The organism is Bordetella pertussis 18323, assembly GCF_000306945.1.
Taxonomy (GTDB): Bacteria; Pseudomonadota; Gammaproteobacteria; order Burkholderiales; family Burkholderiaceae_B; genus Bordetella; species Bordetella pertussis.
The window spans coordinates 1,988,788-2,013,519 of sequence record NC_018518.1 but is presented as its reverse complement, the minus strand read 5'-3'; the positions used below and the strand labels follow the sequence as shown (position 1 = coordinate 2,013,519).

General features: G+C 68.7%; 22 protein-coding genes and 2 pseudogenes. 13 read left to right on the top strand and 11 right to left on the bottom strand.

Annotated elements, in window-relative coordinates; translation table 11 throughout:
* Nucleotides 1–86 precede the first annotated feature (86 nt).
* Both BN118_RS09500 and BN118_RS09495 read right to left on the bottom strand, forming a co-directional pair.
* The gene (locus BN118_RS09500; RefSeq protein ID WP_014905771.1) at nucleotides 87–1,004 is read right to left on the bottom strand and encodes a c-type cytochrome; all 918 of its coding nucleotides are present in this window, start codon (nucleotides 1,002–1,004) and stop codon (nucleotides 87–89) included.
* A complete protein-coding gene (locus tag BN118_RS09495) occupies nucleotides 1,001–1,714 on the bottom strand; it encodes a c-type cytochrome (protein WP_010930444.1) in 714 nt (237 codons plus the stop codon). The genes BN118_RS09500 and BN118_RS09495 overlap by 4 nt, the downstream gene beginning before the upstream one ends.
* 237 nt (nucleotides 1,715–1,951) lie before the next feature.
* Here BN118_RS09495 and BN118_RS09490 point away from each other — a divergent pair, with 237 nt between their 5' ends.
* Nucleotides 1,952–2,722 carry an SDR family oxidoreductase gene (locus tag BN118_RS09490; protein ID WP_003811135.1) on the top strand — a complete coding sequence of 257 codons (771 nt, stop codon included), beginning with the start codon at nucleotides 1,952–1,954 and terminating at the stop codon, nucleotides 2,720–2,722.
* Between the two features lie 4 nt (nucleotides 2,723–2,726).
* On the opposite strand, the gene BN118_RS09485 is transcribed toward BN118_RS09490, so the two are convergent.
* Nucleotides 2,727–3,326 (bottom strand): C40 family peptidase, encoded by a 600-nt coding sequence (locus BN118_RS09485; protein ID WP_003811137.1) that lies wholly within the window; start codon nucleotides 3,324–3,326, stop codon nucleotides 2,727–2,729.
* 244 nt (nucleotides 3,327–3,570) lie between these two features.
* Between BN118_RS09485 and BN118_RS09480 the strand changes: the two are divergent.
* A pseudogene (locus BN118_RS09480) lies at nucleotides 3,571–5,061 on the top strand (AMP nucleosidase).
* 58 nt (nucleotides 5,062–5,119) lie between these two features.
* Here the strand turns inward: BN118_RS09480 and BN118_RS09475 are convergent.
* From BN118_RS09475 to BN118_RS09460, 4 genes are all read right to left on the bottom strand, one after another.
* Nucleotides 5,120–5,404, bottom strand: a complete 285-nt coding sequence (locus BN118_RS09475; RefSeq protein ID WP_010926696.1) for a helix-turn-helix domain-containing protein — start codon at nucleotides 5,402–5,404, stop codon at nucleotides 5,120–5,122.
* The gene (locus BN118_RS21060; protein WP_010928840.1) at nucleotides 5,401–5,529 is read right to left on the bottom strand and encodes a hypothetical protein; all 129 of its coding nucleotides are present in this window, start codon (nucleotides 5,527–5,529) and stop codon (nucleotides 5,401–5,403) included. Before BN118_RS21060 ends, BN118_RS09475 begins: the two co-directional genes overlap by 4 nt.
* A 12-nt stretch (nucleotides 5,530–5,541) precedes the next feature.
* Nucleotides 5,542–5,697: a hypothetical protein gene (locus tag BN118_RS20480; RefSeq protein WP_010930445.1), complete on the bottom strand. Its 156-nt coding sequence runs from the start codon at nucleotides 5,695–5,697 to the stop codon at nucleotides 5,542–5,544.
* A gap of 272 nt (nucleotides 5,698–5,969) precedes the next feature.
* On the bottom strand, nucleotides 5,970–6,896 hold the full coding sequence (locus BN118_RS09460; protein WP_003811148.1) for a YicC/YloC family endoribonuclease: 927 nt from the start codon (nucleotides 6,894–6,896) through the stop codon (nucleotides 5,970–5,972).
* A gap of 136 nt (nucleotides 6,897–7,032) precedes the next feature.
* Here BN118_RS09460 and rph point away from each other — a divergent pair, with 136 nt between their 5' ends.
* Nucleotides 7,033–7,773 carry a ribonuclease PH gene (rph, locus tag BN118_RS09455; protein ID WP_003811149.1) on the top strand — a complete coding sequence of 247 codons (741 nt, stop codon included), beginning with the start codon at nucleotides 7,033–7,035 and terminating at the stop codon, nucleotides 7,771–7,773.
* 166 nt (nucleotides 7,774–7,939) lie between these two features.
* On the opposite strand, the gene BN118_RS09450 is transcribed toward rph, so the two are convergent.
* Nucleotides 7,940–9,316, bottom strand: coding sequence for an MmgE/PrpD family protein (locus tag BN118_RS09450; RefSeq protein WP_010930446.1), 1,377 nt, complete (start codon nucleotides 9,314–9,316; stop codon nucleotides 7,940–7,942).
* 181 nt (nucleotides 9,317–9,497) lie between these two features.
* Here BN118_RS09450 and BN118_RS09445 point away from each other — a divergent pair, with 181 nt between their 5' ends.
* The gene (locus BN118_RS09445; RefSeq protein WP_003811152.1) at nucleotides 9,498–10,403 is read left to right on the top strand and encodes a LysR family transcriptional regulator; all 906 of its coding nucleotides are present in this window, start codon (nucleotides 9,498–9,500) and stop codon (nucleotides 10,401–10,403) included.
* Nucleotides 10,404–10,437: 34 nt separating this feature from the next.
* Nucleotides 10,438–11,919: pseudogene (locus BN118_RS19490) on the top strand (methyl-accepting chemotaxis protein); the annotation flags it as partial.
* Nucleotides 11,920–12,054: 135 nt separating this feature from the next.
* Here BN118_RS19490 and BN118_RS09425 read toward each other — a convergent pair.
* On the bottom strand, nucleotides 12,055–13,857 hold the full coding sequence (locus BN118_RS09425; RefSeq protein WP_010930448.1) for an EAL domain-containing protein: 1,803 nt from the start codon (nucleotides 13,855–13,857) through the stop codon (nucleotides 12,055–12,057).
* A 117-nt stretch (nucleotides 13,858–13,974) separates the two neighbouring features.
* Here BN118_RS09425 and rdgB point away from each other — a divergent pair, with 117 nt between their 5' ends.
* The 6 genes from rdgB (at nucleotide 13,975) to ntrC (ending at nucleotide 21,132) form a co-directional block, all read left to right on the top strand.
* Nucleotides 13,975–14,625 carry an RdgB/HAM1 family non-canonical purine NTP pyrophosphatase gene (gene rdgB, locus BN118_RS09420; protein WP_003811159.1) on the top strand — a complete coding sequence of 217 codons (651 nt, stop codon included), beginning with the start codon at nucleotides 13,975–13,977 and terminating at the stop codon, nucleotides 14,623–14,625.
* Nucleotides 14,626–14,723: 98 nt separating this feature from the next.
* Complete coding sequence (locus BN118_RS09415; RefSeq protein WP_005013747.1) at nucleotides 14,724–15,674, top strand: IS481-like element IS481 family transposase; 951 nt, start codon at nucleotides 14,724–14,726, stop codon at nucleotides 15,672–15,674.
* A gap of 21 nt (nucleotides 15,675–15,695) precedes the next feature.
* Nucleotides 15,696–16,916 carry a radical SAM family heme chaperone HemW gene (gene hemW, locus BN118_RS09410; RefSeq protein WP_014905769.1) on the top strand — a complete coding sequence of 407 codons (1,221 nt, stop codon included), beginning with the start codon at nucleotides 15,696–15,698 and terminating at the stop codon, nucleotides 16,914–16,916.
* Nucleotides 16,917–17,101: 185 nt separating this feature from the next.
* Nucleotides 17,102–18,514 (top strand): type I glutamate--ammonia ligase, encoded by a 1,413-nt coding sequence (gene glnA / locus BN118_RS09405; protein ID WP_003811164.1) that lies wholly within the window; start codon nucleotides 17,102–17,104, stop codon nucleotides 18,512–18,514.
* A 63-nt stretch (nucleotides 18,515–18,577) separates the two neighbouring features.
* A complete protein-coding gene (glnL, locus tag BN118_RS09400) occupies nucleotides 18,578–19,645 on the top strand; it encodes a nitrogen regulation protein NR(II) (protein ID WP_041166175.1) in 1,068 nt (355 codons plus the stop codon).
* Nucleotides 19,645–21,132 carry a nitrogen regulation protein NR(I) gene (gene ntrC, locus BN118_RS09395; protein ID WP_010930451.1) on the top strand — a complete coding sequence of 496 codons (1,488 nt, stop codon included), beginning with the start codon at nucleotides 19,645–19,647 and terminating at the stop codon, nucleotides 21,130–21,132. Before glnL ends, ntrC begins: the two co-directional genes overlap by 1 nt.
* Before the next feature lie 9 nt (nucleotides 21,133–21,141).
* Here the strand turns inward: ntrC and BN118_RS09390 are convergent, their stop codons facing one another.
* Entirely contained in the window at nucleotides 21,142–22,086 is a 945-nt protein-coding gene (locus BN118_RS09390; RefSeq protein ID WP_010930452.1) for a LysR family transcriptional regulator, read from the bottom strand.
* A gap of 159 nt (nucleotides 22,087–22,245) precedes the next feature.
* Here BN118_RS09390 and BN118_RS09385 point away from each other — a divergent pair, with 159 nt between their 5' ends.
* Nucleotides 22,246–22,944: a pirin family protein gene (locus BN118_RS09385; protein WP_003811176.1), complete on the top strand. Its 699-nt coding sequence runs from the start codon at nucleotides 22,246–22,248 to the stop codon at nucleotides 22,942–22,944.
* A gap of 77 nt (nucleotides 22,945–23,021) precedes the next feature.
* The gene (locus BN118_RS09380; protein WP_010930453.1) at nucleotides 23,022–23,927 is read left to right on the top strand and encodes a pirin family protein; all 906 of its coding nucleotides are present in this window, start codon (nucleotides 23,022–23,024) and stop codon (nucleotides 23,925–23,927) included.
* Between the two features lie 19 nt (nucleotides 23,928–23,946).
* Here BN118_RS09380 and BN118_RS09375 read toward each other — a convergent pair whose 3' ends face one another.
* Nucleotides 23,947–24,732 carry an ABC transporter ATP-binding protein gene (locus BN118_RS09375; protein ID WP_041166174.1) on the bottom strand — a complete coding sequence of 262 codons (786 nt, stop codon included), beginning with the start codon at nucleotides 24,730–24,732 and terminating at the stop codon, nucleotides 23,947–23,949.

The following is a 24,732-nucleotide window of genomic DNA, read 5'->3' as shown; positions in this document are numbered from 1 at the left end:
CGCGCCGGGAGCGGCCGGCCTTTTTTTCGCCTTGGGGGCGGCCCGAGGGCGGAAAAGCCCCCGGGGCCAGCAAGCCCTCGCGCCGCCTACTTGCCGGCCGCCCGCAGCTTGCCGCCGGACGGCGGCGCTGCGCTGCCCAGCAGATGGCCGTTGACTTCCATCCCGTACAGGGAGTCGTCCGAATCGTGGTACTTGGCGCGCGTCTGCGCCACCGAGCCCTGGTAGCGGGGGTCCTGCGGGCGTTCGTGGGCGTTCATGAAGTACGCCACGTCCCAGGCTTCCTGGTCGCTCAGCAGGCCGGCCTGGCCCAGCGGCATATTGGCCTTGATGAAGCCGGCCGCGTTGCCGATCTGGTGCATGCCCGCGCCCCAGTTGAACGAGTGCTCGCCCCACAACGCGGGGAAGACCCAGTGCCGGCCGTTTTTCTGCCCCTGGCCTTCGGCGCCGTGGCAGACGGCGCAATATTGCGCGTAGGCGGTCTTGCCGCGCAGGTAGTCGGGTTTTTGCGGCGGCGCCGGCAGCTTGCGATAGCCCCGGCCCGCCAGCTTGACGCCGGTCGGGGCCTTGCTCGCCAGCCAGTACATGTACGACTGCAGGGCGACCAGCGTGGGGTCGTCGGCCGGCGGGGATTCGCCATTCATGCTGTAGCGAAAACAGCCCTGCAGGCGCTCGGCCAGCGTGTTGACGTGCCCGTTCTTGGCCCGGTAGGCCGGATACAGCACGTAGGCCGCCCACATGGGCGCGGAATCGGCGCGCCGGCCCGCGTCCAGGTGGCAGCTGGCGCAGGTCAGGTCGTTGCCGACGAACTTGGCGGCGCGCTGCGGGGTATGCAGGAAGATCTGCTCTTCCTCGCGCACCACTTTGCCGAACTCGTTATCGGGAATGGCGTCGGCCGCGGGCGGCGTGAACGCGGGCGGGGCGTCGGCGGCCAGGGCTGGCGCGGCCGGCAAGGCGGCGGCCAGCAGCGAGGCCAGCGCAAGGCGGTGGATCAGTGCGTGCTTCATTTGGCGGCCTCCGGTCGCGGCGCGGCGGCCTGCTTGGGAAGGTTGGCGTAATAGGCCGAGACCGCGTCGATCTCGGCATCGCTCAGGCGGGTGGCGACGGCGGGCATCAAGGCCAGCGGGCCGGGCGGTCGCTGGCCCTGGCGCCATGCGCGCAACTGGCCGGCGATGTAGGCGGCCGACTGGCCGGCCAGCGCCGGGAAGGCCGTGCCTACCCCGATGCCGCCGGGTCCGTGGCACTGGTTGCAGGCGGGTACGTTCCTGTCCCAGGCGCCGCGCACCGCCAGCCAGGCGCCGGTATCGGCCTTGGCGGGCTCGCCCAGGTGGGTGGCGGCCAGTCGGTCGGCATCGAAGGGGGCGGACAGGCCGGCGTAGTACTCGGCCAGGGCCTGGCGCTGCGCGTCGCTCAGCCCTTTCGCAACGGGCGCCATGACCGGGTTGGCGCGCGAGCCGTTGGCCAGGGCGGTGAGCTGCTCGTACAGATAGCCCGAACCCAGGCCCGCCAAATGCGGAAAACCGGCGGCCGGGTTGCCTTCGCCCTTGGCGCCATGACAGGTGACACAGGCGGCCACGCCGTCGGCCCCCTGGCTGGCGATGCGGGCGGCGTCGGCGGGGGCGGGGGCCTGCGCGTGCGCCGCCGGGCTACAGAGGGCCGCGACGGCCAGCGCCGACAGGACGGGCCAGCGGCAACGGACAAGCCGGTGTGGGTGCATGGGTGACTGCTCCTTGGTAAGCGCATCTGGCGCTGCCGGTATCCGGGGCCAATCCGCTTGGGGTAATAAGTAAATACCCAAAAATTATATAAGGCGTTGGCTGACCAGTCCCTAACAGGGGCAATGTCGTTCATCCTGGTCGAACGGACTCGTCCGAAAAAGTCACGGGCACTTGCAGCAGCTATCCGACGATTGGGTTAGGATGCGCCGAACACGTGACACAAAGAGGAGAGGGGCATGCAAGCCAACGCTAATTCGGGCGTCAAGGTCGCATTGGTGACGGGGGCGGGCACGGGTATCGGCCGTGCCGTGGCGCTGGAATTCCTGGCGCAGGGGTATCGCGTGGTGCTGGCAGGCCGGCGCCGCGAGCCGCTGGAGCAGACCCGCATCGCCGCCGGCGAGGATGGCGTGCGCGCGCTGGTGGTGCCGACCGACGTGGCCCGCGAGGAATCGGTGCGCGAGCTGTTCGACGAGACGCAGCGCGCCTATGGCCGGCTGGATGTGCTGTTCAACAATGCCGGGCGCGGCGCGCCGGCCGTGCCCATCGAGGAGTTGCCGGTCGAGACCTGGCGCGACGTGGTGGATACCAACCTGACCGGCATGTTCCTGTGCGCGCAGGCGGCGATCCGCCTGATGAAGGCGCAGCAGCCGCAGGGCGGGCGCATCATCAACAACGGTTCGATTTCCGCGCATGCGCCGCGGCCGTTCTCGATCGCCTACACCGCGACCAAGCATGCGGTCACGGGCCTGACCAAGTCGATTTCGCTGGATTGCCGGCCCTACGGCATCGCCTGCGGGCAGATCGATATCGGCAACGCCGCCACCGAGATGACCGAGCGCATGGCCGCCGGTATCCTGCAGGCCGATGGCAGCACCCGCCAGGAGCCGCGCATGGACGTGGCGCATGTCGCGCACGCCGTGGCCGAAATGGCCCGCCTGCCGCTGGACACGAACGTGCAGTTCATGACCATCATGGCCACCAACATGCCGTTCGTGGGACGCGGCTGAGGTTTCAGTTCTCGCTGGCGGCCAGCAGGGTGCCGCCGGCGGCGGGCGTGTCGAGATAGCGGCGCGCGCCGACGAAGCGCTTGTTCCAGTAGCGGTTGTCCATGCTGTCGACGCGGACCTTGGAGCCGCGCGTGGGGGCGTGCACGAACTGGTCCTGGCCGATATAGATGCCTACATGCGAGGTCACGCCGCGGCCGCGGGTGGCAAAGAACACCAGGTCGCCCGGCCGCAGGTTCTTGCGGGCCACGGTGCGCCCGGCGCCGCGCTGCGCGCGCGCGGTGCGCGGCAACTCCAGCCCGGCGGTGTGGCGGTACACGAACAGCACCAGGCCGCTGCAATCGAAGCCATCGGCGGGGTCGTCGCCGCCCCAGCTGTAGGGTGTGCCGATGGCGTCCAGGCCGGCCTGGACGACGCGGTCGCGCAGCGTGGGAACGGTGGGTTCGCCGGCCAGGCGCAGGCCCTGCAGCGAAGGGCGGGCCTTGGGCGAGAGCGCGGCTTGCGCGGTATCGGGGGAGAGCGACAGGCCCAGCGCGAGCAGCGGGGCGGTCAGGAAGGCGGGCAGGGACAGCGACAGGAGTCGGGCTTTTCGCGTAGGGGGAGTCATTACGGCACTTCGGGAAAGACAGTGGACGGCATGGCTGGACAAGGCGCGCGCCGGCGGCGAAGACGGTCCGCGAGGGAACGCCTGCGCTGCATTGTAATGGAATAATATTCCATTACATTTGCAAAGGCTTGCAGCATCGAGGCAAGCGCATGTAGCCGCGCCGGTGTCCGGCCGGCGACACGCCGGTGGGGCATAATCGACGCAACAGACAAGCTGTCGTGTCACTACGGAATCCGTCCCGCCCATGCCCTCCGACTATTCGATCGCTCAACTGCATTGCCCGGACCCGGTGCCCTTCGAGGCCTTCGACAGCGCGGTCGCCGCCACCGACCGCCTGATCGAGCTGTACCGCCGCAATACCGGGTTCGTGCGCGAGCTGTTCCACGAGGTGGTGGGCGGGCGTGAGTTGTCCGGACGGGTGCGCGCCTACTACCCGGCCATCCGCATCGGCGTGCAGACCTACGATCCGATCGATTCGCGCCTGTCGTACGGGCACGTGGCCGAGCCGGGCGAGTACCAGACCACCATCACGCAGCCGCATCTGTTCCGCGACTATCTCATCGAGCAGATCGGCCTGCTGCTGCAGAACCACCGCGTGCCGGTGGAGGTGGGCGAATCCGATATGCCGATTCCGCTGCATTTCGCCTTTCCGGACGGCACCTACGTGGAAGGCGAGCATATCGAGAACCTGCGGCGGCCGCTGCGCGATCTGTTCGACGTGCCCGACCTGGCGGTCACCGACGACGCCATCGTCAATGGCTCGTGGCGCGGCCAGCCCGGCGAGCCCCGGCCGCTGGCGCCGTTTACGGCCACGCGGGTGGATTATTCGCTGCATCGCCTGCAGCACTACACGGCCACCGCGCCCACGCACTTCCAGAATTTCGTGCTGTTCACGAACTACCAGTTCTATGTGGACGAATTCTGCGTGTGGGCGCGCGGGCTGATGGCCAGCGGCGGCGGCGACTACGACGCGTTGATCGAGCCGGGCAACCGCATCACGCGGCGCGGCGACCAGGCGCCGGTGGAGGCGGCGGCGGTGCGCCTGCCGCAGATGCCGGCGTACCACCTGGTGCGCCCCAATCATTCGGGCATCACGCTGGTCAATATCGGCGTGGGGCCGTCCAACGCCAAGACCATTACCGACCACATCGCCGTGCTGCGCCCGCATGCCTGGCTGATGCTGGGCCATTGCGCCGGCCTGCGCGATTCGCAGCGCCTGGGCGATTACGTGCTGGCGCACGGCTACGTGCGCGAGGACCACGTGCTGGACGCCGACCTGCCTACCTGGGTGCCGGTGCCGCCGCTGGCCGAGGTGCAGGTGGCGCTGGAGCAGGCAGTCGAGGAAGTGGCGGGCCTGTCCGGCTGGGAGCTCAAGCGCATCATGCGCACCGGCACGGTGGCCACCATCGACAATCGCAACTGGGAGCTGCGCGACCAGGGCGAACTGGTGCAGCGGTTCGCGCAATCGCGCGCCATCGCGCTGGACATGGAATAGGCCACCATCGCGGCCAACGGCTTCCGTTTCCGGGTGCCGTACGGCACGCTGCTGTGCGTGTCCGACAAGCCGTTGCACGGCGAGCTCAAATTGCCCGGCATGGCCAGCGCCTTCTACCGGCGCCAGGCCAACCAGCACCTGGAGATCGGCATCCGGGCGCTGGAGCGCCTGCGCGAAATGCCGCCCGAGCGGCTGCAGTCGCGCAAGCTGCGCACCTTCATGGAAACGGCGTTCCAGTAGGCGCGGCCGGCGGGCGCTGCGATAAAGCCGGCGGTTCCTCGCACGCCAACGGTGACAGTCAGGCCAGCGCTTCGATCACCGCCTGGGGATTCCGGTCGATCACGTTGAGCAGAACCAGCGCGGCCCCCCGGGGAGTGCGGTCGCCACGTTCCCAGTGCCGCAGGGTTGCGGGCGAGAAGCCGAACTGGGCGGCGAACTGTTCCTGGGTCATGCCCACTTTGGCACGCACGGCCTTGACATCGACCTGGCGGGGGCGATGCACGCGCATGCCATGAACATTGCCCTTGGCGTGAGCGATCGCTTCCGACAGGCCCTGCCTAATGTTGTTGAATGCAGTGCTCAAGATTTCGCTCGTCCTTTCCAGATGTTCACCAACACATCGACCAGGCCGGCCAGCTCATTACGCTCGGCTTTGGTCAGATTGGCTTTGTCGCCCTTGGCAAAGAGCGCCAGCAGATACAGTGGCATGAGGTCATCGTGCTAGTAGTAGATGACGCGCACGCCGCCCGTGCCTTCCATGATGTCTCCGGCTTCAGGATGTACGGCCAGATAGCCGATCAGGTCTTGGCGCTCTTGCGGGCCCAAGAGCTTGCCGGCCAAGCGAATGTAGGTGGGCAGTTCGGCAATGCCGTGCATGATTTCGTAGATGTTCCATTCTAATCCAATGGATTAGTTGAAACAACAACGACTGAAAAGGATTTCAGGGGCACCGGTCTATGCCGGGGGCGATGCTGTCGGTTGCATTGGTATTGAGACCTACCCGGCTGATTGAGGAGCCCGAGACGAATTTGTCACCCATTTCTGGGTCGATTGGGCAATGTCTCTTGCGGCAATCAGGCGGCGCTTCGGAGTCTGTGACGGCGGATGCGGCAACGCGGCAGGGGGAAGGCCAGGGCCCTCCCGTCGCCTCACTCCAGGTTCTGCGCCTGTTCGCGCATCTGCTCGATCAGCAGCTTGAGATCCATCGCCGCGCGCGTGACTTCCAGGCTGCCGGCCTTGGAACCCAGGGTGTTGGCCTCGCGGTTCATTTCCTGGAACAGGAAGTCCAGGCGCTTGCCGGCGCTACCGCCGCGCTTGGCGTCGGATTTGGCGGGGCCGTCGCCCAGCAGGTGGCGCAATTCTTCGAGGTGCGAGCGCAGGCGCGAGAGTTCTTCGGCGACGTCGATGCGCAACGCGAAAAGGGTGGCTTCCTGAGTCAGGCGCTCGGACAGCTCCGGTCCGGTGATGTGGGCGAAGCCGCCGGGGAAGGCCGATTCGACCGCTTCGCGCAGCTTGAGCGCCAGCTTCTCGCGGTGATCGGCCAGCAGCTGGGGCAGGTGGGTTTCGACGCCGTCGACAATGCGGCCCACGCCGTCGGCGCATTCGCGCATCATCGCGGCCAGGCGCTCGCCTTCGCGGGCGCGGCCTTCCTGCATCTGCGCCAGCGCTTGCTGGGCGGCCTGCATGCAGGCCGCGCCCCAGGCCTGCGGATCGAGCGCGTCGTTGCCGCGCTGGCCGGGCCAGTTGAACAGTTCGACCAGGCGCGGCGCGGCGACTTCGGGCAGGACGGCGCGCGCGTTGTCCAGTTGCGCGGCCAGCGAGCGCAGCCATTGCGGGTCCAGCGTGGAGAGTTCGGTGGAGGCGGCGCGGGTATACGACACGCGCACTTCGACCTTGCCGCGCGCCAGCTTGGCGGTCAGCAATTCGCGCAGCGGCGTCTCGACGTGGCGCAGCTCGTCGGGCAGGCGGAAATACAGGTCGAGATAACGGCTGTTGACGCTGCGCAGCTCGAGCGCGAGCGAGCCCTGCTCGAGGTCGGCGCGGGCGTTGCCGAAGGCAGTCATGCTGCGGATCATGGGGAGGATTCCAGGTGATTCGATGAAAGGCCCGCCGCGCGCAGGCCGGCGGCAGGATGCTTGCAGGATAACCGATGCGCGCGCGCCGCCGGCACGTACAATCCCGCTATTGTCAGATTTCCAGGAGCCGATAACCGTGAGCACTTCCGCCGCCGATACTCTTTCCCGTCCGTCCGGCCGCGCCGTCGACGCCTTGCGGCCGTTCAGCCTGGAGCGCGGCTTCACGCGTTATGCCGAAGGCTCGGTGCTGGTGCGCGCGGGCAATACGCATGTGCTGTGCACGGCCAGCGTGCTCGAGAAGGTGCCGCCGTTTCTGAAGGGACGCGGCGAAGGCTGGGTGACCGCCGAGTACGGCATGCTGCCGCGCGCCACGCATACGCGCGGCGACCGCGAGGCCGCGCGCGGCAAGCAAAGCGGCCGCACCCAGGAAATCCAGCGCCTGATCGGCCGCAGCCTGCGCGCGGTGTTCGACCTGCGCCTGCTGGGCGAACGCACCCTGCACCTGGATTGCGACGTGCTGCAGGCCGACGGCGGTACGCGTTGCGCCAGCATCACGGGCGCCTGGGTGGCCGCCGCCGACGCCGTGGCGCTGCTGATGCAGCGCGGCGACCTGGCGCACAACCCGATCCGCGACGCGGTCGCCGCCGTGTCGGTCGGCCTGGTGGATGGACGCGCGGTGCTGGACCTGGATTACCAGGAAGATTCGGCCTGCGCGGCCGACGTCAATGTGGTGATGACCGGCAGCGGCGCATTCGTCGAAGTGCAGGGCACCGGCGAGGGCGCCACCTTCACGCGCGGCGAACTCGACACGATGCTGGGGCTGGCCGAAGGCGGCATCGCCCAGCTCGTGCGGGCGCAGCGCGAGGCACTGCAGTAAACCCGCGTGCCTGTCCCCGCACGGGGACTGGCACGCGCTGAATCCGGGGTGCCTGTCCTCCCCGCTGACCTGGTGTGCCTGTCCCCGCTGGGACAGGCACACCGTGGCATGCCATGCGCACTCGACCGCCGGGACAGGCACCCCGTCGTCCGTCCTGGCCACTGCCTTACTCGCTCAACAGCTTGCCCACGCGCTCCTGCTCGGCGATGCGCCATACCCGGTCGATCAGGGCGCGGACTTCGCTTTCGGTGGCGTGTCCGCCGTAGCGCGCCAGCCGCGCGACCTTGTCTTCGATTTCGGGGCGCGAGAGGGTGTTGCCGAGGTCGCCCTTGGGCTCGTCGACGCGGCCGTGGAGGCGGCGGCCGTCGGTGGTGGTGACGTTGACCTTGCCGATCCAGCGCCTGGGGTAGGCGCGGTCCACCTCGTCGTCCAGCGTCATGCGCACCTTGTCGCGCAGCGCCGCCACCTCGGCGTCGCCCGGGGCGGCGTCGAATTCGGTGAGGCCGGCGTGGCCGCGCAGCGCGATCAGCGCCAGCACGGTGCCCATCGAGAACTTCGATTGATGGACGGTGGCGGGGGCGGTGACCGGCCCCAGCACGTCGATGGCGCTCTGGTGCACCAGGGTTTCGACCGCCGCCAGGTCGGCGGCGCGCAGGCCATGTTCGCGCATCACGTGCTGCAAGGCGTCGGCCGCCGGGTGGGTGTGGCGGCACGAGGCGTGGTATTTGAACGAGGTCTCGGCCAGGGTCCAGCGCTGGCCCAGGCCGTCGAGCAGCCGGCTGGGGTCGGCGTCGCTGGACATGCCGGCGGCCAGGCCCTGCGCGCCCTCGAGGATGCGCTGCGCGCCGGTGAAGCCGTCCTGCGCCAGGTAGGCCGCCGTGATGCCCGCGGCGGCGGCGTGCGCGGTGTGCAGTTGCTTGGAGTCCGCGGCATCGCGCAGGAACTCCCACAGGCCGGCCGATTGCGTGCCCGCCGAGCCCAGGGCATGCAGCATCTGCGCGGCGTCGAGCCGCAGCAGATGGCCGACCGTGACGGCGGCGGCCAGGGGGCCGACCGTGGCGGTGGTATGGAAGATCCTGTAGTGCGAACGGCCGAGGAATTCGCCGATGCGGATGCCGGCCTCATAGCCGGCCACCGCCGCGGTCAGCAGGTCGCGGCCGCTGCGGCCAAGCGCTTGCGCGACCGCCAGCGCCGGCGGGAATACCACCGCCGCGGGGTGGAACACCGCGCCGTTGTGCACGTCGTCCTGTTCGACCACGTGGCAGGCGGCGGCGTTGACCATGGCGGCGAACAGCGGCGTGGTGCCGGTGCGCGTGACCAGGTTCTGGGAGGGACCGTCGGCCGGGCCCATGGCGGCGGCATAGCGCGCGATGGCCTGCACTGGTGGCGCGCCGGCGCCGGCCAGGATCGAAGCCAGGCTGTCGAGGAACAGGTCTTCGGCGCGCCGGAGCACGGCAGGCGGGATGTCCTCGTAGCGCAGGCCAGCGGTGAATTCGGCCAGCCGGGCGCTGGGGTGATCGGATGGGGAAGGGATCATGGTCATGGTCGGAAGGAGCGACGCATGCCCAGCACGTGCCCGGCGACGTAGGGCAGGACCAGGGGCTGCGTCTTCTTTTATGATGGGGTTTGCGGAAACGTAATCGAGCACTGTGCCCCAAGCCCGGCGCCCTGCCAATTTACGATTGCCGAACACCGGGTTATGGATTACCGAAGGAGGGGGGCGCATGGCCGCGCATTTCGATTTGACCGACCTGCAGCTGCTGGTGCATATCGGCGATTGGCACAGCCTGACGCGCGGCGCCGAGAAGTCGCACCTGTCGCTGCCGGCGGCCAGCACGCGGGTCAAGAACCTCGAAGAGCATTTCGGCACCCAGTTGCTGTACCGCACCAGCCAGGGCGTGACCCTGACGCCCTCGGGCGAGGCCATGCTGCGCCATGCCCGCACGGTCATGCAGCAGGTCGAGCAGATGCGCGGCGACATGCAGGAGTTCGCGCGCGGCGTCAAAGGACATGTGCGCGTGCTGGCCAACACGACGGCGATGACCGAGTTCATGCCCGCCGTGCTGGCGCGCTACCTGGCGGCGCACCCGGACGTCAACGTCGAGCTGCGCGAACGGCTGAGCTACCTGGTGGTGCGGGCGGTGGCCGATGGCTCGGCCGATATCGGCGTGGTCGCCGGCTGCGCTCCGGACCAGAAACTGCAGTTCATCCCGTACCGCAAGGACAGGCTGGTGGTCGTGACGCCGGCCGGCCACCGGCTGGCGGCCGAGGAGTCGGTGGCGTTCGCCGATACGCTGGCCGACGATTATGTCGGCTTGTCCGAGTGGAGCGCCATCCATCCGTTCCTGGTGCAGGCGGCCGCCAGCCTGGGGCGCACCTTCAAGTTCCGCGTCGAGGTGGGCAATTTCGAAGCGGTCTGCCGCATGATCGAAAGCGGCGTGGGCATCGGCGTGATCCCGGAGTCGGCCGCGCTGCGCTACGCGCGCAACCTCGATATCGCGCTGGTCGGGCTGACCGACGAGTGGGCCGTGCGCGAGCTGCAGATCTGCGTGAAGAACCTGGACAGCCTGCCGGTTTTCGCGCGCGAGCTGGTGGAAACCTTGGTGGCCGACGGGGACGCGGCCGGCTGAGCGTGTCAACAATCTGCAAGACTGCCTGCCCATAATGGCGGCGACGCCGCCATGCGCGGCTCAGCCTCACTTGCGGATCCCGATGCGAAAGAAACTCAAACTTGCGGCCGCGCTGTCGGCCACGCTGGCATTTTTCGTGCTGTTGTTCGCCGCGGCGGCCGGCGCGGGCGTGGCGGTGCTGCGCGACAACCAGGCTGCCATCGAAGCCCTGGGCCGCGGCAATATCGAACGCGCCAGCGACCTGGGCGATACGACCAGCTGGCTGTTCCAGGCCCGCGCCGTGCTGGCCGACGCCAAGACGTATATGGAAGGCGGGCTGGAGGAGCAGCGCGACGCGGCCCTGGCGCAGGCGGCCACGCTGCTGGAGCAGGTCCGCGCCAGCCAGGAGCGCCTGCGCGCCAACCCCGAGATGGCCGCGCAGGGCGCGTCCTTGTATGACGAGGTGCTGGCCGGCTACGACGCGCTGGCGGTCCAGGCGCTGGCGCCGCTGCATGCCGCGCTCAAGGGCTGGAACGGCATCGAGGCCAACCGGCTGGCCGAACGCGCGCTGCCGCAGGCGGCCGAGCGCTACATCGAGGCGGTCGATGCCTTCCAGGGCTATGCGAGGGAGCAGGGGCGCGCCGCCGTGGCCGATGCCGCGCGCGTGCTCGAACGCATGGTGCTGGGCGCGGCGGCCTTGCTGGCGCTGGTGGCCGTCCTGGCCGTCGTGATCCGGCTGGGCTTTCGCCGCGCGATGCTGCGGCCCTTGACCGAGGCCGGCCGCCATTTCGACCGCATCGCCGATGGCGACCTGACCGCCGCGATCGCGGCGCGCGGCGACAACGAGATCGGCGTGCTGTATTCGGCGATGCGACGCATGCAGGGCGGGCTGACCCGCGCGGTCGAATCGGTACGCCATGGCGTGGAGGAGATCCACACCGGTTCGGGCGAGATCGCCGCCGGCGGCGTGGAGATGTCCGGCCGCACGGCGCGCCAGGCGGGCGCGCTGCAGGAGGCCGCCGCCAGCATGGCGGAGCTGGCCGGCACGGTACGCGCCACCGCCGAGCACGCCGACCAGGCCAGCCGGCAGGCGGCCGGCGCCACCGAGCTGGCGCGCCAGGGCGGAACGGCGGTCGCGCAGGTGGTCGCCAGCATGCGCGACATCGCAAGCGGCGCGCAGCGTATCGCCGAGATCGTGGGGCTGGTCGACAGCCTGGCGTTCCAGACCAATGTGCTGGCCTTGAACGCGGCGGTGGAGGCGGCGCGGGCCGGGCCGCAGGGCAGGGGTTTCGCCGTCGTGGCCGGGGAAGTCCGGTCGCTGGCCCAGCGCAGCGCCCAGGCGGCGCGCGAGATCAAGGGCTTGATCGACGATTCGTCGGCGCGCGTGGCCAGCGGGGTGCAGCAGGTCAACCTGGCGGGCGCCACCATGGGCGAGATCGTGCAATCGATCGACCGTGTGACGCAACTGGTGGCCGGTATTTCGGAGGCCAGCGCCACGCAGGCCGCGGGCATTGCCTCGGTCAACCTGGCCGTGGCGGACGCCGAGCGCGCCACGCAGGAGAATGCCGCCATGGCCGAGCAGACCGCGGCGGCGGCGGCCTCGCTGGAAGCGCAGGCGCAGGCCTTGCGCCAGGCGGTGGCGGTGTTCCGGTTGGCCGGCGCGGCGCCGCGTTCAGGCGGCGCGGGCGGGCAGTTGGTAGCGCTGGACCAGCAGCGCCAGGTTGCCGTGCTTGACCTGCTGCTTGACGCGGGCGGCGGCCGAGGCGAGGTTCTCCGGGCGAACGTGGCTGCCTAGTTCGACCGGGCTGACCTCCAGCGCGCCGATGCCCAGGGTGACGCAGGGGAAAAAGCGCAGCACGCCGTAGCGGTCTTCGGCGCGGATGCCGCCGTCGTGGCGGCCCTGGTCGTCGTACAGGTCGAGGGCGCGCAGGTTGAACTCGGCGATGATACGCTCGATCCGCAGGCGCCAGTCGGTGCTGCGCAGCATGACGACGAAGTCATCGCCGCCGACGTGGCCGACGAAGTCGCGGCGCGCGTCGCAGTGGCGCTTGATGCTGTCGGCGCACAGGCGGATCATGTCGTCGCCGCGCCAGTAGCCGTAGACATCGTTGAACGGCTTGAAATTGTCCAGGTCGGCGTAGCAGACGACGAAGTCGAGCGCATGGTCAAGCAGGTGGGCGATGTGCTGGCTGATGGGGATGTTGCCCGGCAGCGAGGTCAGCGGGTTGGCGTAGCGCGCGGCTTCGAGGCGCATTTCGGTGACCGAGCGCACCAGCGCTTCGCCGGTGCCCAGGCTGTCGTAGCGGCCGCCGCGCGTGATGACGAAGCCATCGGCCAGATAGCGCTGGTCGTCGGACAGCAGCACGTGGCTGAGCTGGTCGATCGACGTATGCACGTCCACCAGCACAGGGTCGGGGTTCATGAACGTCGAGCATGGATTGCGCCCGAACAGGTCGCGGGTATAGCGCTGGGCGTAGTGCTCGGAGAAGTCGCGCCGGTTGATGATGCCTACCGGCCGGCTGTCGGTGTCCAGCACCGCCACGGCATGCAGGTGGCGATGCTCCTGGAACAGCCGCTGCACGTCGTCGTTGGTGTGGCGCGCCAGCATGACCGGCGGCGCCTCGACCCGCAGCGCCAGCGCCGTGTGGCCCGGGATGCGCGTGGGTTGCGTCGCACAGGCTGGCTGCAGCGAGGCGCGCGCCGCCGTGGGCAGGTCGGTGCGCGGCTCGTTCTCGGGACGGCCCAGGAACCAGCCTTGCGCGTAGCGTGTGCCCAGCTCGTAGACCGTGCGCAGGTCGTCGGCATTCTCGATGCCCTCCGCCACCAGGGTGGAGTTGAGCTGGCGCGCCGTCGACACCATGGAGCGCACCAGTTGCAGGCGGCGCTCGTCGCGGCTGATGCCATTGAAGAAGTAGCGGTCGATCTTGACCAGGTCGGGGGCCAGTTCGGCCCATAGCTGCAGGCTGGCGTTGCCGACGCCGTAGTCATCCAGCGCCACCCGCATGCCGCTGGCGCGCAGGCAGGCCAGGGCCTGGTTCAGGGCCGGCAGGTCGCCGCCCACCGGATCGTATTCGGTGATCTCGATGACCACGCGGTCGGCCGCCAGGCCGCTGTCGGCCAGCAGCATGACCGGCAGCCCGCTGCCGTAGTGGCGCCAGCACGCCACCAGGACGGCGCCGGAGAGATTCAGGAACAGGTTGCCGGGCGAATCCAGCTCGATGAAGCGGCGCGCGCCGGCCTGCAGGCTGGCCAGTTCGAGTTCGGCGTGCAGGCCGTCGCGGCGCGCCGCGGCGAACAGGGCGTCGGGCATGTGCAGCACGCTTTGGTGCGGCCCTCGGATCAGGCTTTCATGGCCGAAAATACGATCCTGCGCCAGGTCGGCCACCGGCTGGTAGCAGGGATTGAGCAGGCCGCCCTGGAGAATGGCGGCCAGGCCGGCGTCGGCATGGAGGTCTGCTGCGGAAGACGAGATCATGCTGGGCGTATGCGCAAAGGGCCAGGCAGGCCGGGGTCAATATCATGACGAGTCATTATTGCCGCGATGTTGCGTAGGTTCGCCAGTCGCGCCGAGGCGGCCGCATCCCGTTCTACAATGTTGCCCATGTCCGCAGAAATACTCAATCCAAACTTGCGTCGCGTGGTGCTTGCATCCAACAATGCCGGCAAATTGCGCGAATTCTCGGCCCTGTTCGCCCCGCTTGGGATAGAACTGGTGCCGCAAAGCGAATTGGGCGTCTCGGAGGCCGAGGAGCCTCACGCCACCTTTGTCGAGAACGCGCTGGCCAAGGCCCGCCACGCCAGCCGGCATACCGGCCTGCCGGCCCTGGCCGACGATTCGGGCCTGTGCGTGGTGGCGCTGGGCGGGGCGCCGGGCGTGCATTCGGCCCGCTACGCCCAGCAGCCCGGCGGCGCCCGCAGCGACGCGGCCAACAACGCCTTGCTGGTGCGCGAGCTGGCCGCGGCCGGCGACCGGCGCGCCTGGTATGTGGCGCTGCTGGCGCTGGTGCGCACCGAGAACGATCCCTGTCCGCTCATTGGCGAAGGGCTCTGGCACGGTGAGATCGTCGATGCGCCGGCCGGCGAGCATGGCTTCGGCTACGACCCGCATTTCTATCTGCCGCAGCAGGGTTGCACCGCCGCCCAACTGGCGCCGGAGCACAAGAACCGCATCAGCCACCGGGCGCAGGCCCTGGCGCAGCTGCTGGACAAGCTGCGCGCAACCGGGCCGGTGGACCGGCCCTAGCTGTGAAGATTCAATAGGTTGTATGCATGGTTCATCCGAACCGGATTTGAGAAACTGGAAATCGCCAACTCCCCAGTTCACTCAAGGAGCCCGGCCGGATGAACACCCATAAGCATGCCCGATTGACCTTCCTACGTCGACTCGAAATGGTCCAGCAATTGATCGCCCATCAAGTTTGTGTGCCTGAAGCGGCCCGCGCCTATGGGGTCACCGCGCCGACTGTGCGCAAATGGCTGGGCCGCTTCCTGGCTCAGGGCCAGGCGGGCTTGGCCGATGCGTCCTCGCGCCCGACGGTCTCGCCCCGAGCGATTGCGCCGGCCAAGGCGCTGGCTATCGTGGAGCTGCGCCGCAAGCGGCTGACCCAAGCGCGCATCGCCCAGGCGCTGGGCGTGTCAGCCAGCACCGTCAGCCGCGTCCTGGCCCGCGCCGGTCTGTCGCACCTGGCCGACCTGGAGCCGGCCGAGCCGGTGGTGCGCTACGAGCATCAGGCCCCCGGCGATCTGCTGCACATCGACATCAAGAAGCTGGGACGTATCCAGCGCCCTGGCCACCGGGTCACGGGCAACCGACGCGATACCGTTGAGGGGGCCGGCTGGGACTTCGTCTTCGTGGCCATCGATGACCACGCCCGCGTGGCCTTCACCGACATCCACCCCGACGAGCGCTTCCCCAGCGCCGTCCAGTTCCTCAAGGACGCAGTGGCCTACTACCAGCGCCTGGGCGTGACCATCCAGCGCTTGCTCACCGACAATGGCTCGGCCTTTCGCAGCCGCGCCTTCGCCGCGCTGTGCCATGAGCTGGGCATCAAGCACCGCTTTACCCGACCTTACCGCCCACAGACCAATGGCAAGGCCGAACGCTTCATCCAGTCGGCCTTGCGTGAGTGGGCTTACGCTCACACCTACCAGAACTCCCAACACCGAGCCGATGCCATGAAATCCTGGCTACACCACTACAACTGGCATCGACCCCACCAAGGCATCGGGCGCGCTGTACCCATCTCCAGACTCAACCTGGACGAATACAACCTATTGACAGTTCACACCTAGCCGGTCGAGGCGACTACGCGCATGGCCATCACGATTCCCATCCGCAACCTGGGCGGGCCGGCCGCCGGCGCGCGCGTCCTCGCGCCGGCCGGCGCCACGCTGACCAGCCTGCCGCCGCTGTCGGTCTATGTGCACGTGCCCTGGTGCGTGCGCAAGTGTCCCTATTGCGACTTCAATTCGCATGCCGCGCCGGGCGAGATTCCCGAACGCGCCTACCTGGACGCGCTGCTCGCCGACCTGGAGCAGGCCGTGCCCGAGGTATGGGGGCGCCAGGTCATTTCCGTCTTCATCGGCGGCGGCACGCCCAGCCTGCTGTCGGCGGCGGGGCTGGACGAGCTGCTGGCCATGCTGCGCGCCTGCCTGAACCTGCTGCCGGACGCCGAAATTACCATGGAGGCCAACCCGGGCACTGCCGAGGCCGGACGCTTCCGCGATTACGCGGCCAGCGGCGTGACGCGGCTGTCGCTGGGCATCCAGAGCTTTGACGATGCCCAGCTGTCCAGGCTGGGCCGCATCCATGACGCGGCCCAGGCGCGCGCGGCCATCGCCATGGCGCAGCAGACGGTCGAGCGCGTCAACCTGGACCTGATGTTCGCCTTGCCGGGCCAGGAGCTCGAGCAGTGCCGCGCGGACCTGCGCCAGGCGCTGGCCTTCGGCACGGAACACCTGTCGCTGTATCACCTGACGCTGGAACCCAATACGGTTTTCGCCAAATACCCGCCGGAATTGCCGGACGACGATGCCAGCGCCGCCATGCAGGACATGGTCGAGGAGACCCTGGCCCAGGCCGGGCTGGCGCGTTATGAGGTCTCGGCCTATGCCCGCCGGGGCGCGCGTTGCCGGCACAATCTCAATTACTGGGAGTTCGGCGACTACCTGGGCCTGGGGCCCGGCGCCCATGGCAAGCTGTCGTTTCACGACCGCATCGAACGCCAGGCGCGCCTGCGCAATCCGGATTCCTGGATGCAGCGCGCCATGGCGCGCGATGGCAGCCATGTGGCCGAAAGCCGGGTCGTCGGGGCGGGCGAACTGCCGTTCGAGTTCATGCTCAATGCGCTGCGCCTGAAAGAAGGCGTGGCCGCGCCCTCGTTTGGCGAGCGCACTGGCCTGTCGCTGGCGGCCATCGCGCACCAATTGGAAGCAGCGACCCGGCGCGGCCTGCTCGACGCCGATCCGACCCGCCTGCGCGCCACCGCACTGGGCTGGCGCTTCCTGAACGATCTGCAGGAAATGTTCCTGTAATCGCTGCGCACCAAAATAGGGCAACCAGCGCCCCGTGTTTTGCACCATAATGGTGCTGAATTCCTGTTTTCGCATTCCGCGGCCGCCTCCTTCCAGGAGTGCGGGACCTGGCACGCATTTTGCTTGCCTGTTTATTGCCAGTCGGGCAACCAAGGCCCTCGACGCTTTTATCTTATGGAGATGACATGGCAAGCCCCAAAGACGTTCTCAAGCAGATCGCCGACAACGAAGTCAAGTTCGTGGATTTCCGCTTCACCGATACGCTCGGGCGCGAGCACCACGTTTCCGTTCCCACCTCGGCTGTCGACGAGGACAAGCTGGAGAGCGGGCAGGCGTTCGACGGGTCGTCGATCCCGGGCTGGAAGGGCATCGAAGCCTCCGACATGCTGTTGATTCCCGACCTGGACACGGCCAACCTGGACCCGTTCCGCGAAGAGCCGACCTTGATCCTGAGCTGCGACGTGGTCGAGCCGTCGGACCTGAAGGGCTATGACCGCGACCCGCGTTCGCTGGCCAAGCGCGCCGAAGCCTACCTGAAGTCCTCCGGCCTGGGCGATACCGCCTACTTCGGTCCGGAACCCGAGTTCTTCGTGTTCGACGGCGTGACCTGGAACACCGACATGTCGGGCACCTTCGTCAAGATCAAGTCGGAAGAGGCGCCGTGGTCCAGCGGCCTGGAATTCGAAGGCGGCAACATGGGCCATCGTCCGGGCCCCAAGGGCGGCTACTTCCCCGTGCCGCCGGTCGATTCGTTCCAGGACATGCGTTCCGAAATGTGCCTGCTGCTCGAGCAGATGGGCGTGCCGGTCGAAGTGCACCACCATGAAGTGGCCGCGCCCGGCCAGCTGGAAATCGGCACCAAGTTCAGCACGCTGGTGCAACGCGCGGACTGGAACCAGGTCATGAAGTACGTGATCCACAACGTGGCGCACGTATACGGCAAGACCGCGACGTTCATGCCCAAGCCCATCGTCGGCGACAACGGCTCGGGCATGCACGTGCACCAATCGATCTGGAAGGACGGCCAGAACCTGTTCGCGGGCAACGGCTACGCCGGCCTGTCGGAGTTCGCGCTGTACTACATCGGCGGCATCATCAAGCACGCCCGCGCGCTCAATGCCATCACCAATCCGGGCACCAACTCGTACAAGCGCCTGGTGCCGCACTTCGAGGCGCCGGTGAAGCTGGCCTATTCGGCCCGCAACCGCTCGGCCTCGATCCGCATCCCGTACGTCGGCAACCCCAAGGCGCGCCGCATCGAGACGCGCTTCCCGGATCCGCTGGCCAACCCGTACCTGGCGTTCTCGGCCCTGATGATGGCCGGCCTGGACGGCGTGCAGAACAAGATCCACCCGGGCGACCCGGCCGACAAGAACCTGTACGACCTGCCGCCGGAAGAAGACGCCAAGATCCCGACCGTCTGCGCGTCGCTGGAAGAGGCCCTGGCCGCGCTGGACAAGGATCGCGAGTTCCTGACCCGTGGCGGCGTGTTCAGCAACGACATGCTCGACGCCTACATCGAACTGAAGATGGGCGAAGTCACGCGTCTGCGCATGACCACGCATCCGGTCGAATTCGACATGTACTACAGCCTGTAATCCGGGAGGCTGTGCGGCGGCGGGCCTCGCGGCCCGCCCGCCGCGCCGTCCCGGTTGCCTCCTATGACGAATGTCGATGCTTTTGATCTGCTGGCCACATCGGTCTTCCTGCTGAACGAGCGCGGGCATATCGAATACGCCAATGCCGCCGCCGAGGACCTGTTCGGCCGTTCCCGCAAGCAGTTGCGAGGCCTGTCGGCCGCGACGCTGTTCGACAATCCCGAAGACCTGCAATCGGCCATCGACAGCGCGGCCGCCGGCAAGTTTGCCGACGTGCGCCAGCTGGCCTCGCTGCGGCGGGTGGTCGAGTCGGTGGAGGTCACCGTCACGACGGTGTCGCTGTCCGGCCAGGCCTGGCCGGTATTGATCGAGACGCGCGAGATCGAGCAGCGCGTGCTGGCCGATCGCAACCAGCGGCTGGTCGACGAAATCGAATCGCATCGCGAATTGCTGCGCAATCTCGCGCACGAGGTCAAGAACCCCCTGGGCGGCCTGCGCGGCGCGGCCCAGCTGCTGGAAGCCGAGCTGCCCAGCGCGGCCCTGGCCGAATATACCCAGGTCATCATCACCGAGGCCGACCGGCTGCAGGCGCTGGTCGACAGGCTGAGCGGTCCGCAGCGCGTGCCGCTGGCCGCGCGGCCGGTGAACATCCATGAAATCTGCGAGCGCGTCTGCGCGCTGATCCAGGCCGAGTTCCGCGACGCGGTCGAACTGGTGCGCGACTATGACGCGTCGGTGCCCGAGCTGCGCGGCGACGCGGCCAGGCTGATGCAGGCGGTGCTGAATGTGGCGCGCAACGCGGCGCAGGAGCTGGTGCAGCAGAAGCCGGGCGCCGACGTGCCCGCGCCGCGCGTCGTGCTGCGCACGCGGGTGGCGCGCCAGGTCATGCTGGCGTACCGGCAGCACCGGCTGGCGCTGGTCGTGTCGGTGCTGGACAACGGGCCGGGCGTGCCCGAGCACATCCGCGAGCGCATTTTCCATCCGCTGGTGACCGCGCGCGCCGGCGGCACCGGGCTGGGCCTGAGCCTGGCCCAGGATTTCGTGCAGCAGCACGGAGGCATCATCGAATTCGAGTCCCGTGCGCGGCACACCGAATTCCGGTTGGTATTACCGATGGAGCCCCCACTTTGATGAAACCCGTTTGGATTGTCGACGACGACCAGGCTATCCGCTGGGTGCTCGAGAAGGCCCTGGCGCGGGCCGGCATCGCCACCCGCAGCTTCTCCCGGGCCGCCGATGTCCTGCAGGCGCTGGCGGCCGACGTGCCGTCGGTGCTGGTGTCGGACATCCGCATGCCGGGCGGCGATGGGCTTGAACTGCTGCGCCAGATCAAGGAGCGCAATCCCGGGCTGCCGGTGATCGTCATGACCGCCTTCGCCGACCTGGACAGCACGGTGTCGGCGTTCCAGGGCGGCGCGTTCGATTACCTGGCCAAGCCATTCGACGTCAACGAGGCGGTGGCGCTGATCCAGCGCGCCATGCAGGAGGGCGAGCCGGCGGCCGACGCGGGCGCGGCGGGCGAGCCGGCGCAGAACGGCGAGCGCTGGGTGATGACGCAGTCCTCGTCCACCGCGATGCAGGAAGTGTTTCGCGCCATAGGCCGGCTGGCCCAGTCCAAGGTGACGGTGCTGATCACCGGCGAGTCCGGCACCGGCAAGGAGCTGGTGGCGCGGGCCCTGCATGGGCACGGCGCGCGCGCCGGCGGGCCGTTCGTTGCGCTGAACGCCGCGGCGATTCCGCGCGACCTGCTGGAGGCCGAGTTGTTTGGGCACGAGCGTGGCGCCTTCACCGGAGCCAATACGCTGCGGCGCGGACGCTTCGAGGAGGCGCATGGCGGCACGCTGTTCCTCGACGAGATCGGCGATATGCCGATCGAGTTGCAGACCCGCCTGCTGCGCGTGCTGGCCGAGGGCAGTTTCTACCGCGTGGGCGGGGCGCAACCGGTGCGCGTGGATGTGCGCATCGTCGCGGCCACCCACCAGCCGCTCGAACAGCGCGTCGAGCAGGGCCTGTTCCGGGAGGACCTGTTCCATCGTCTCAATGTGATCCGCCTGCGCCTGCCGCCGCTGCGCGAACGGGTCGAGGATATTCCGGCGCTGGCCCAGCACTTCCTGGCCACCAGCGCCCGGGCGCTGGGCGTGCCGGTCAAGCGCTTGACGCCCGACGCGCTGGCCGTGCTGGCGCGTTTCGATTTTCCCGGCAATGTGCGCCAGCTGGAGAACTTCTGCCATTGGCTGACGGTCATGGCTCCGGGGCAGACGATCGATCGCAACGACCTGCCGCCCGAAATCCGGGCGGTCGAACACCAGCAGGCGGCGGCCCGGCAGGCCGAACCGGCTGCCGCGGCTGCCGCGGCCGGGACGGCGCCGGCCCCGGCCGAGGCGCCGGATGCCGCGCCGCGCAACTGGCACGCAGCCTTGCTGCGCGATGCGCAGTTCCGCCTCGAGCGCGGCGAGCCGGCGGTCATGGCGACGCTGACGCGCCAGTTCGAGAAGATCCTGCTGCAAAGCGCCCTGGATGCGAGCCGGGGGCGGCGGGTGGAGGCTGCATCGCGGCTGGGCATCGGCCGCAATACCATCACGCGCAAGCTGCGCGAGCTGGGTATCGACGACGAATAGCGCCAACCTTCACGACACGCCCAGCAGGCTTTCGCACAGCCGGGGCGAGCGCAGCCGCTCCAGCCACCACTGCAAGGCCCGCCCGGGGTTGGGATCGCGCCAGGCGTAGACCACCTGCTCGGTGAGCGGCACGACGTCGTCGGTGGGGCAGGTCGCCAGCAGGCCCTGGGCGAGGTAGGGCGCGGCCAGGGTCAGGGGCAGGTGCCCCACGCCGATGCCGCGCACCTGGGCGTCGATCTTCGCCTGCATGGTGGGCATGACGATCACGGGCTGTTCGCGCAGCAGGCCGCGCGTGCGGGGCGGCAGGTCGCGCGACGTGTCGGCCACCACGATGGCGCAATAGGCCGCGATGTCGCGCGCGCTCAGGGGGCGCCCCAACGCGGCCAGCGGATGATGCGGCGCCACGCAGAAGGCGAACTGGGTCTGCCCCATGGCCTGGGTGCGGTAGGCGCCCGACGGCGCGCCCGCCGCGTCGGCGCCGATCAGCAGGTCGGCGCGGCCGGAGGCCAGCGCATCCCAGTTGCCGCTGAGCACTTCGGCGGAAAAGCGCAAGGTGGTGGCGCCGGCCAGGGCGCGAAAATCCTCGATCAGATCGTACAGCGGCGTCCAGGGCAGCACGGCGCTGACGGCGATGCGCAATTCGCCTTCCCAGCCGGTAGCGACGCGCTTGACGCGGCTGGCCAGCGCGTCGAGCGATTGCAGCACGTGGCGGCCTTCGGCCAGCAGGGCCTGGCCGGCGGGCGTGAGGGCGGCCCGATGGCCGCTGCGGTCGAACAGCAGCATGTCCAGTCCGTCTTCCAGCTTGCGGATGGCGTAAGTGACGGCCGAAGGCACCTTGCCCAGTTCGCGCGCCGCCTTGGCGAAGCTGCCATGGCGGGCGATGGCGTCGACCATGACGAGCAGGTCGGGCGTGATGGGCTGGCCGGGGGGCGGGGCGGCGCGTGGACGGGGCATGGCGGCCTCCACTCATTCAAATTAATTGAATGATGTCATCAAATCCATCCCTCATCAAGGCGCCGGGGGAGGGGCACAATGGGCCCATGTTGTGAATGCCTGCACTCGGCATCCGGCCGATGTACGGAACATTCATATTATTGAAATAAGGAGTTCGCCATGCTTACCCTGCGTCGCAGCGCCGAACGCGGCCATGCCAACCACGGCTGGCTCGATACGCACCATACGTTTTCCTTCGCCAATTACTATGATCCGGCCCATATGGGCTTCGGGCCGCTGCGTGTGATCAACGATGACCGCATCGCCGCCGGCCGGGGCTTCGGCACGCACGGCCACCGGGACATGGAAATCATCACCTATGTGCTGGACGGCGCGATCGCGCACAAGGACAGCATGGGCAGCGGCTCGACCATCCGCCCCGGCGATGTGCAGCGCATGAGCGCCGGCCGCGGCGTGATGCATTCGGAGTTCAACCCGCAGCCGGATGCCGCGACCCATATGCTGCAGATCTGGATCGAGCCCGATGTGGCGGGTATTGCGCCCGAGTACGAAGAGAAGCGTTTTCCCGAGGCTGACAAGCGCGGCCGGCTGCGCCAGCTGGTTTCCCCCGACGGCGCCGACGGATCGCTGCGCATCCACCAGGATGCGCGCCTGTACGCGGGCCTGTTCGACGGCACGGAAAGCGCCGAGCTGCCGTTGGCGGCCGGACGCCGCTCGTGGGTGCACGTGGCGCGCGGCAGCCTGGTCGTCAATGGCCAGAGGCTGGGCGCGGGCGATGGCCTGGCGCTGCAGGACGAGGCCGCGGTGCGGCTGGGCGACGGCGAAGGCGCCGAAGTCCTGGTATTCGATTTGCCGTAAAGTGAGACGGGCGCCGCCAGCCGGCGCCCATTTTTCCACGGCGCGGCCGCGCGGCCAGCCGGTACAGGAGGAGAGCCATGTCGATTTTGAACAATGCGCCGCAGTCGGCGGTACAGACCATCGTGGTGCCGCGCACCAGCGACCTGGGCGGATTCGAAGTGCGCCGCGCCTTGCCGTCGGCGCAGCAGCGCTCGGTGGGGCCGTTCGTGTTCCTCGACGAGATGGGCCCGGTGCAGTTTCCCGCCGGCGTGGGCATGGACGTGCGGCCCCACCCGCATATCGGGCTGGCCACGGTGACCTATCTCTACGAGGGCTCGCTGGTGCACCGGGACGGGGCCGGCAATGTCCAGACCATCCTGCCCGGCGAGGTCAACTGGATGACGGCCGGCCGCGGCATCGTGCATTCTGAGCGCACCGCGCCGGAAAGCCGGCTGGCTCCGCTGCGCATGTATGGCCTGCAGATGTGGGTGGGCCTGCCCAAGGAGCACGAGGAAACCGACCCGGGTTTCGTGCACTATGGCACGCAGGCGCAACCGGTGGTCGAAGGCGAGGGCGTGCGCGCCCAGGTGATCGCCGGCTCGCTGTTTGGCCAGACCTCCGGCGTGCGCACGCTGTCGCCGCTGTTCTACGGCGACGTGCAGCTGCAGGCCGGGGCCACGGTGGTGGTGCCGCCCGAGCACGAAGAGCGCGCCGCCTACCTGGTCGAGGGGACGGTGGACATCGAGGGGCAGGCGTACGAACCCGGCCTCCTGATCGTGTTCGCGCCGGGCGTGGCGGTGACGATCCGCGCGCAGACGGCGGCGCGCATGGCGCTGGTGGGCGGCGAGCCCCTGGACGGCCCGCGCTTCATCTGGTGGAACTTCGTCTCCAGCAGCAAGGACCGCATCGAACAGGCCAAGGAAGACTGGACCAGGAACCGCTTCGGCCAGGTCGTGCCGGGCGACGAAACCGAGTTCATCCCCTTGCCGCCGCCGCGCTCCTGAGCGGTCCGCCGCGTCCCTGCTAGCGTCCGCGGTCGAACGCCTGCAGGCGCTGTTCCACCAGGGCTTCGCGGCGGATGAAATCGCGCACGAACGGACTGGCCGGGTGCTGGTGCAGGTTGTACGGGGTGTCCCACTGCTCGATATGGCCGCGCGCCATGACGCCGATGCGGTCGGCGATGGCGAAGGCCTCGGCCTGGTTGTGCGTGACCAGGATGGCGGTGTGGCCGGTGCGCTTGAGGATCTCGCGCACCTCGAAGGCCAGGCGTTCGCGCGTATCCACGTCGAGATTGGAAAACGGCTCGTCGAGCAGGAGCAGGTCGGGCGAGGGCGCCATGGCCCGCGCCAGCGCCACGCGCTGCTGCTGGCCGCCGGAGATCTCGTGCGGATAGCTGTCGGCCGATTGCGCCAGGCCGACCAGTTCCAGCATTTCGGCCACGCGCTGCGCGCGCGCCGCGCGCGCCGGGCGCGACAGCCGGCGCAGGCCGAAGGCCACGTTCTGGCTGACGCTCAGGTGCGGGAAGAGGGCGTAGTCCTGGAACATCATGCCGACGCGGCGCAGTTCGGGCGCCACCTGCACGTCGGGCGACGAAATGACGGCGCCGTCCAGCGCGATGTGCCCGGCCAGCACCGGCTCGAAGCCGGCGATGGCGCGCAGCACGGTGGTCTTGCCGCAGCCGGATTCGCCCAGCAGGCAGCCGATGTGGCCGGCGGGCAGGCTCAGCGACAGATCGTCGATGATGGTCTTCAGGCCCTGGGGCGTGTCGTAGCCCAGCCGGATGTGATCGAGTTCTAGCAGGTCGGCCAA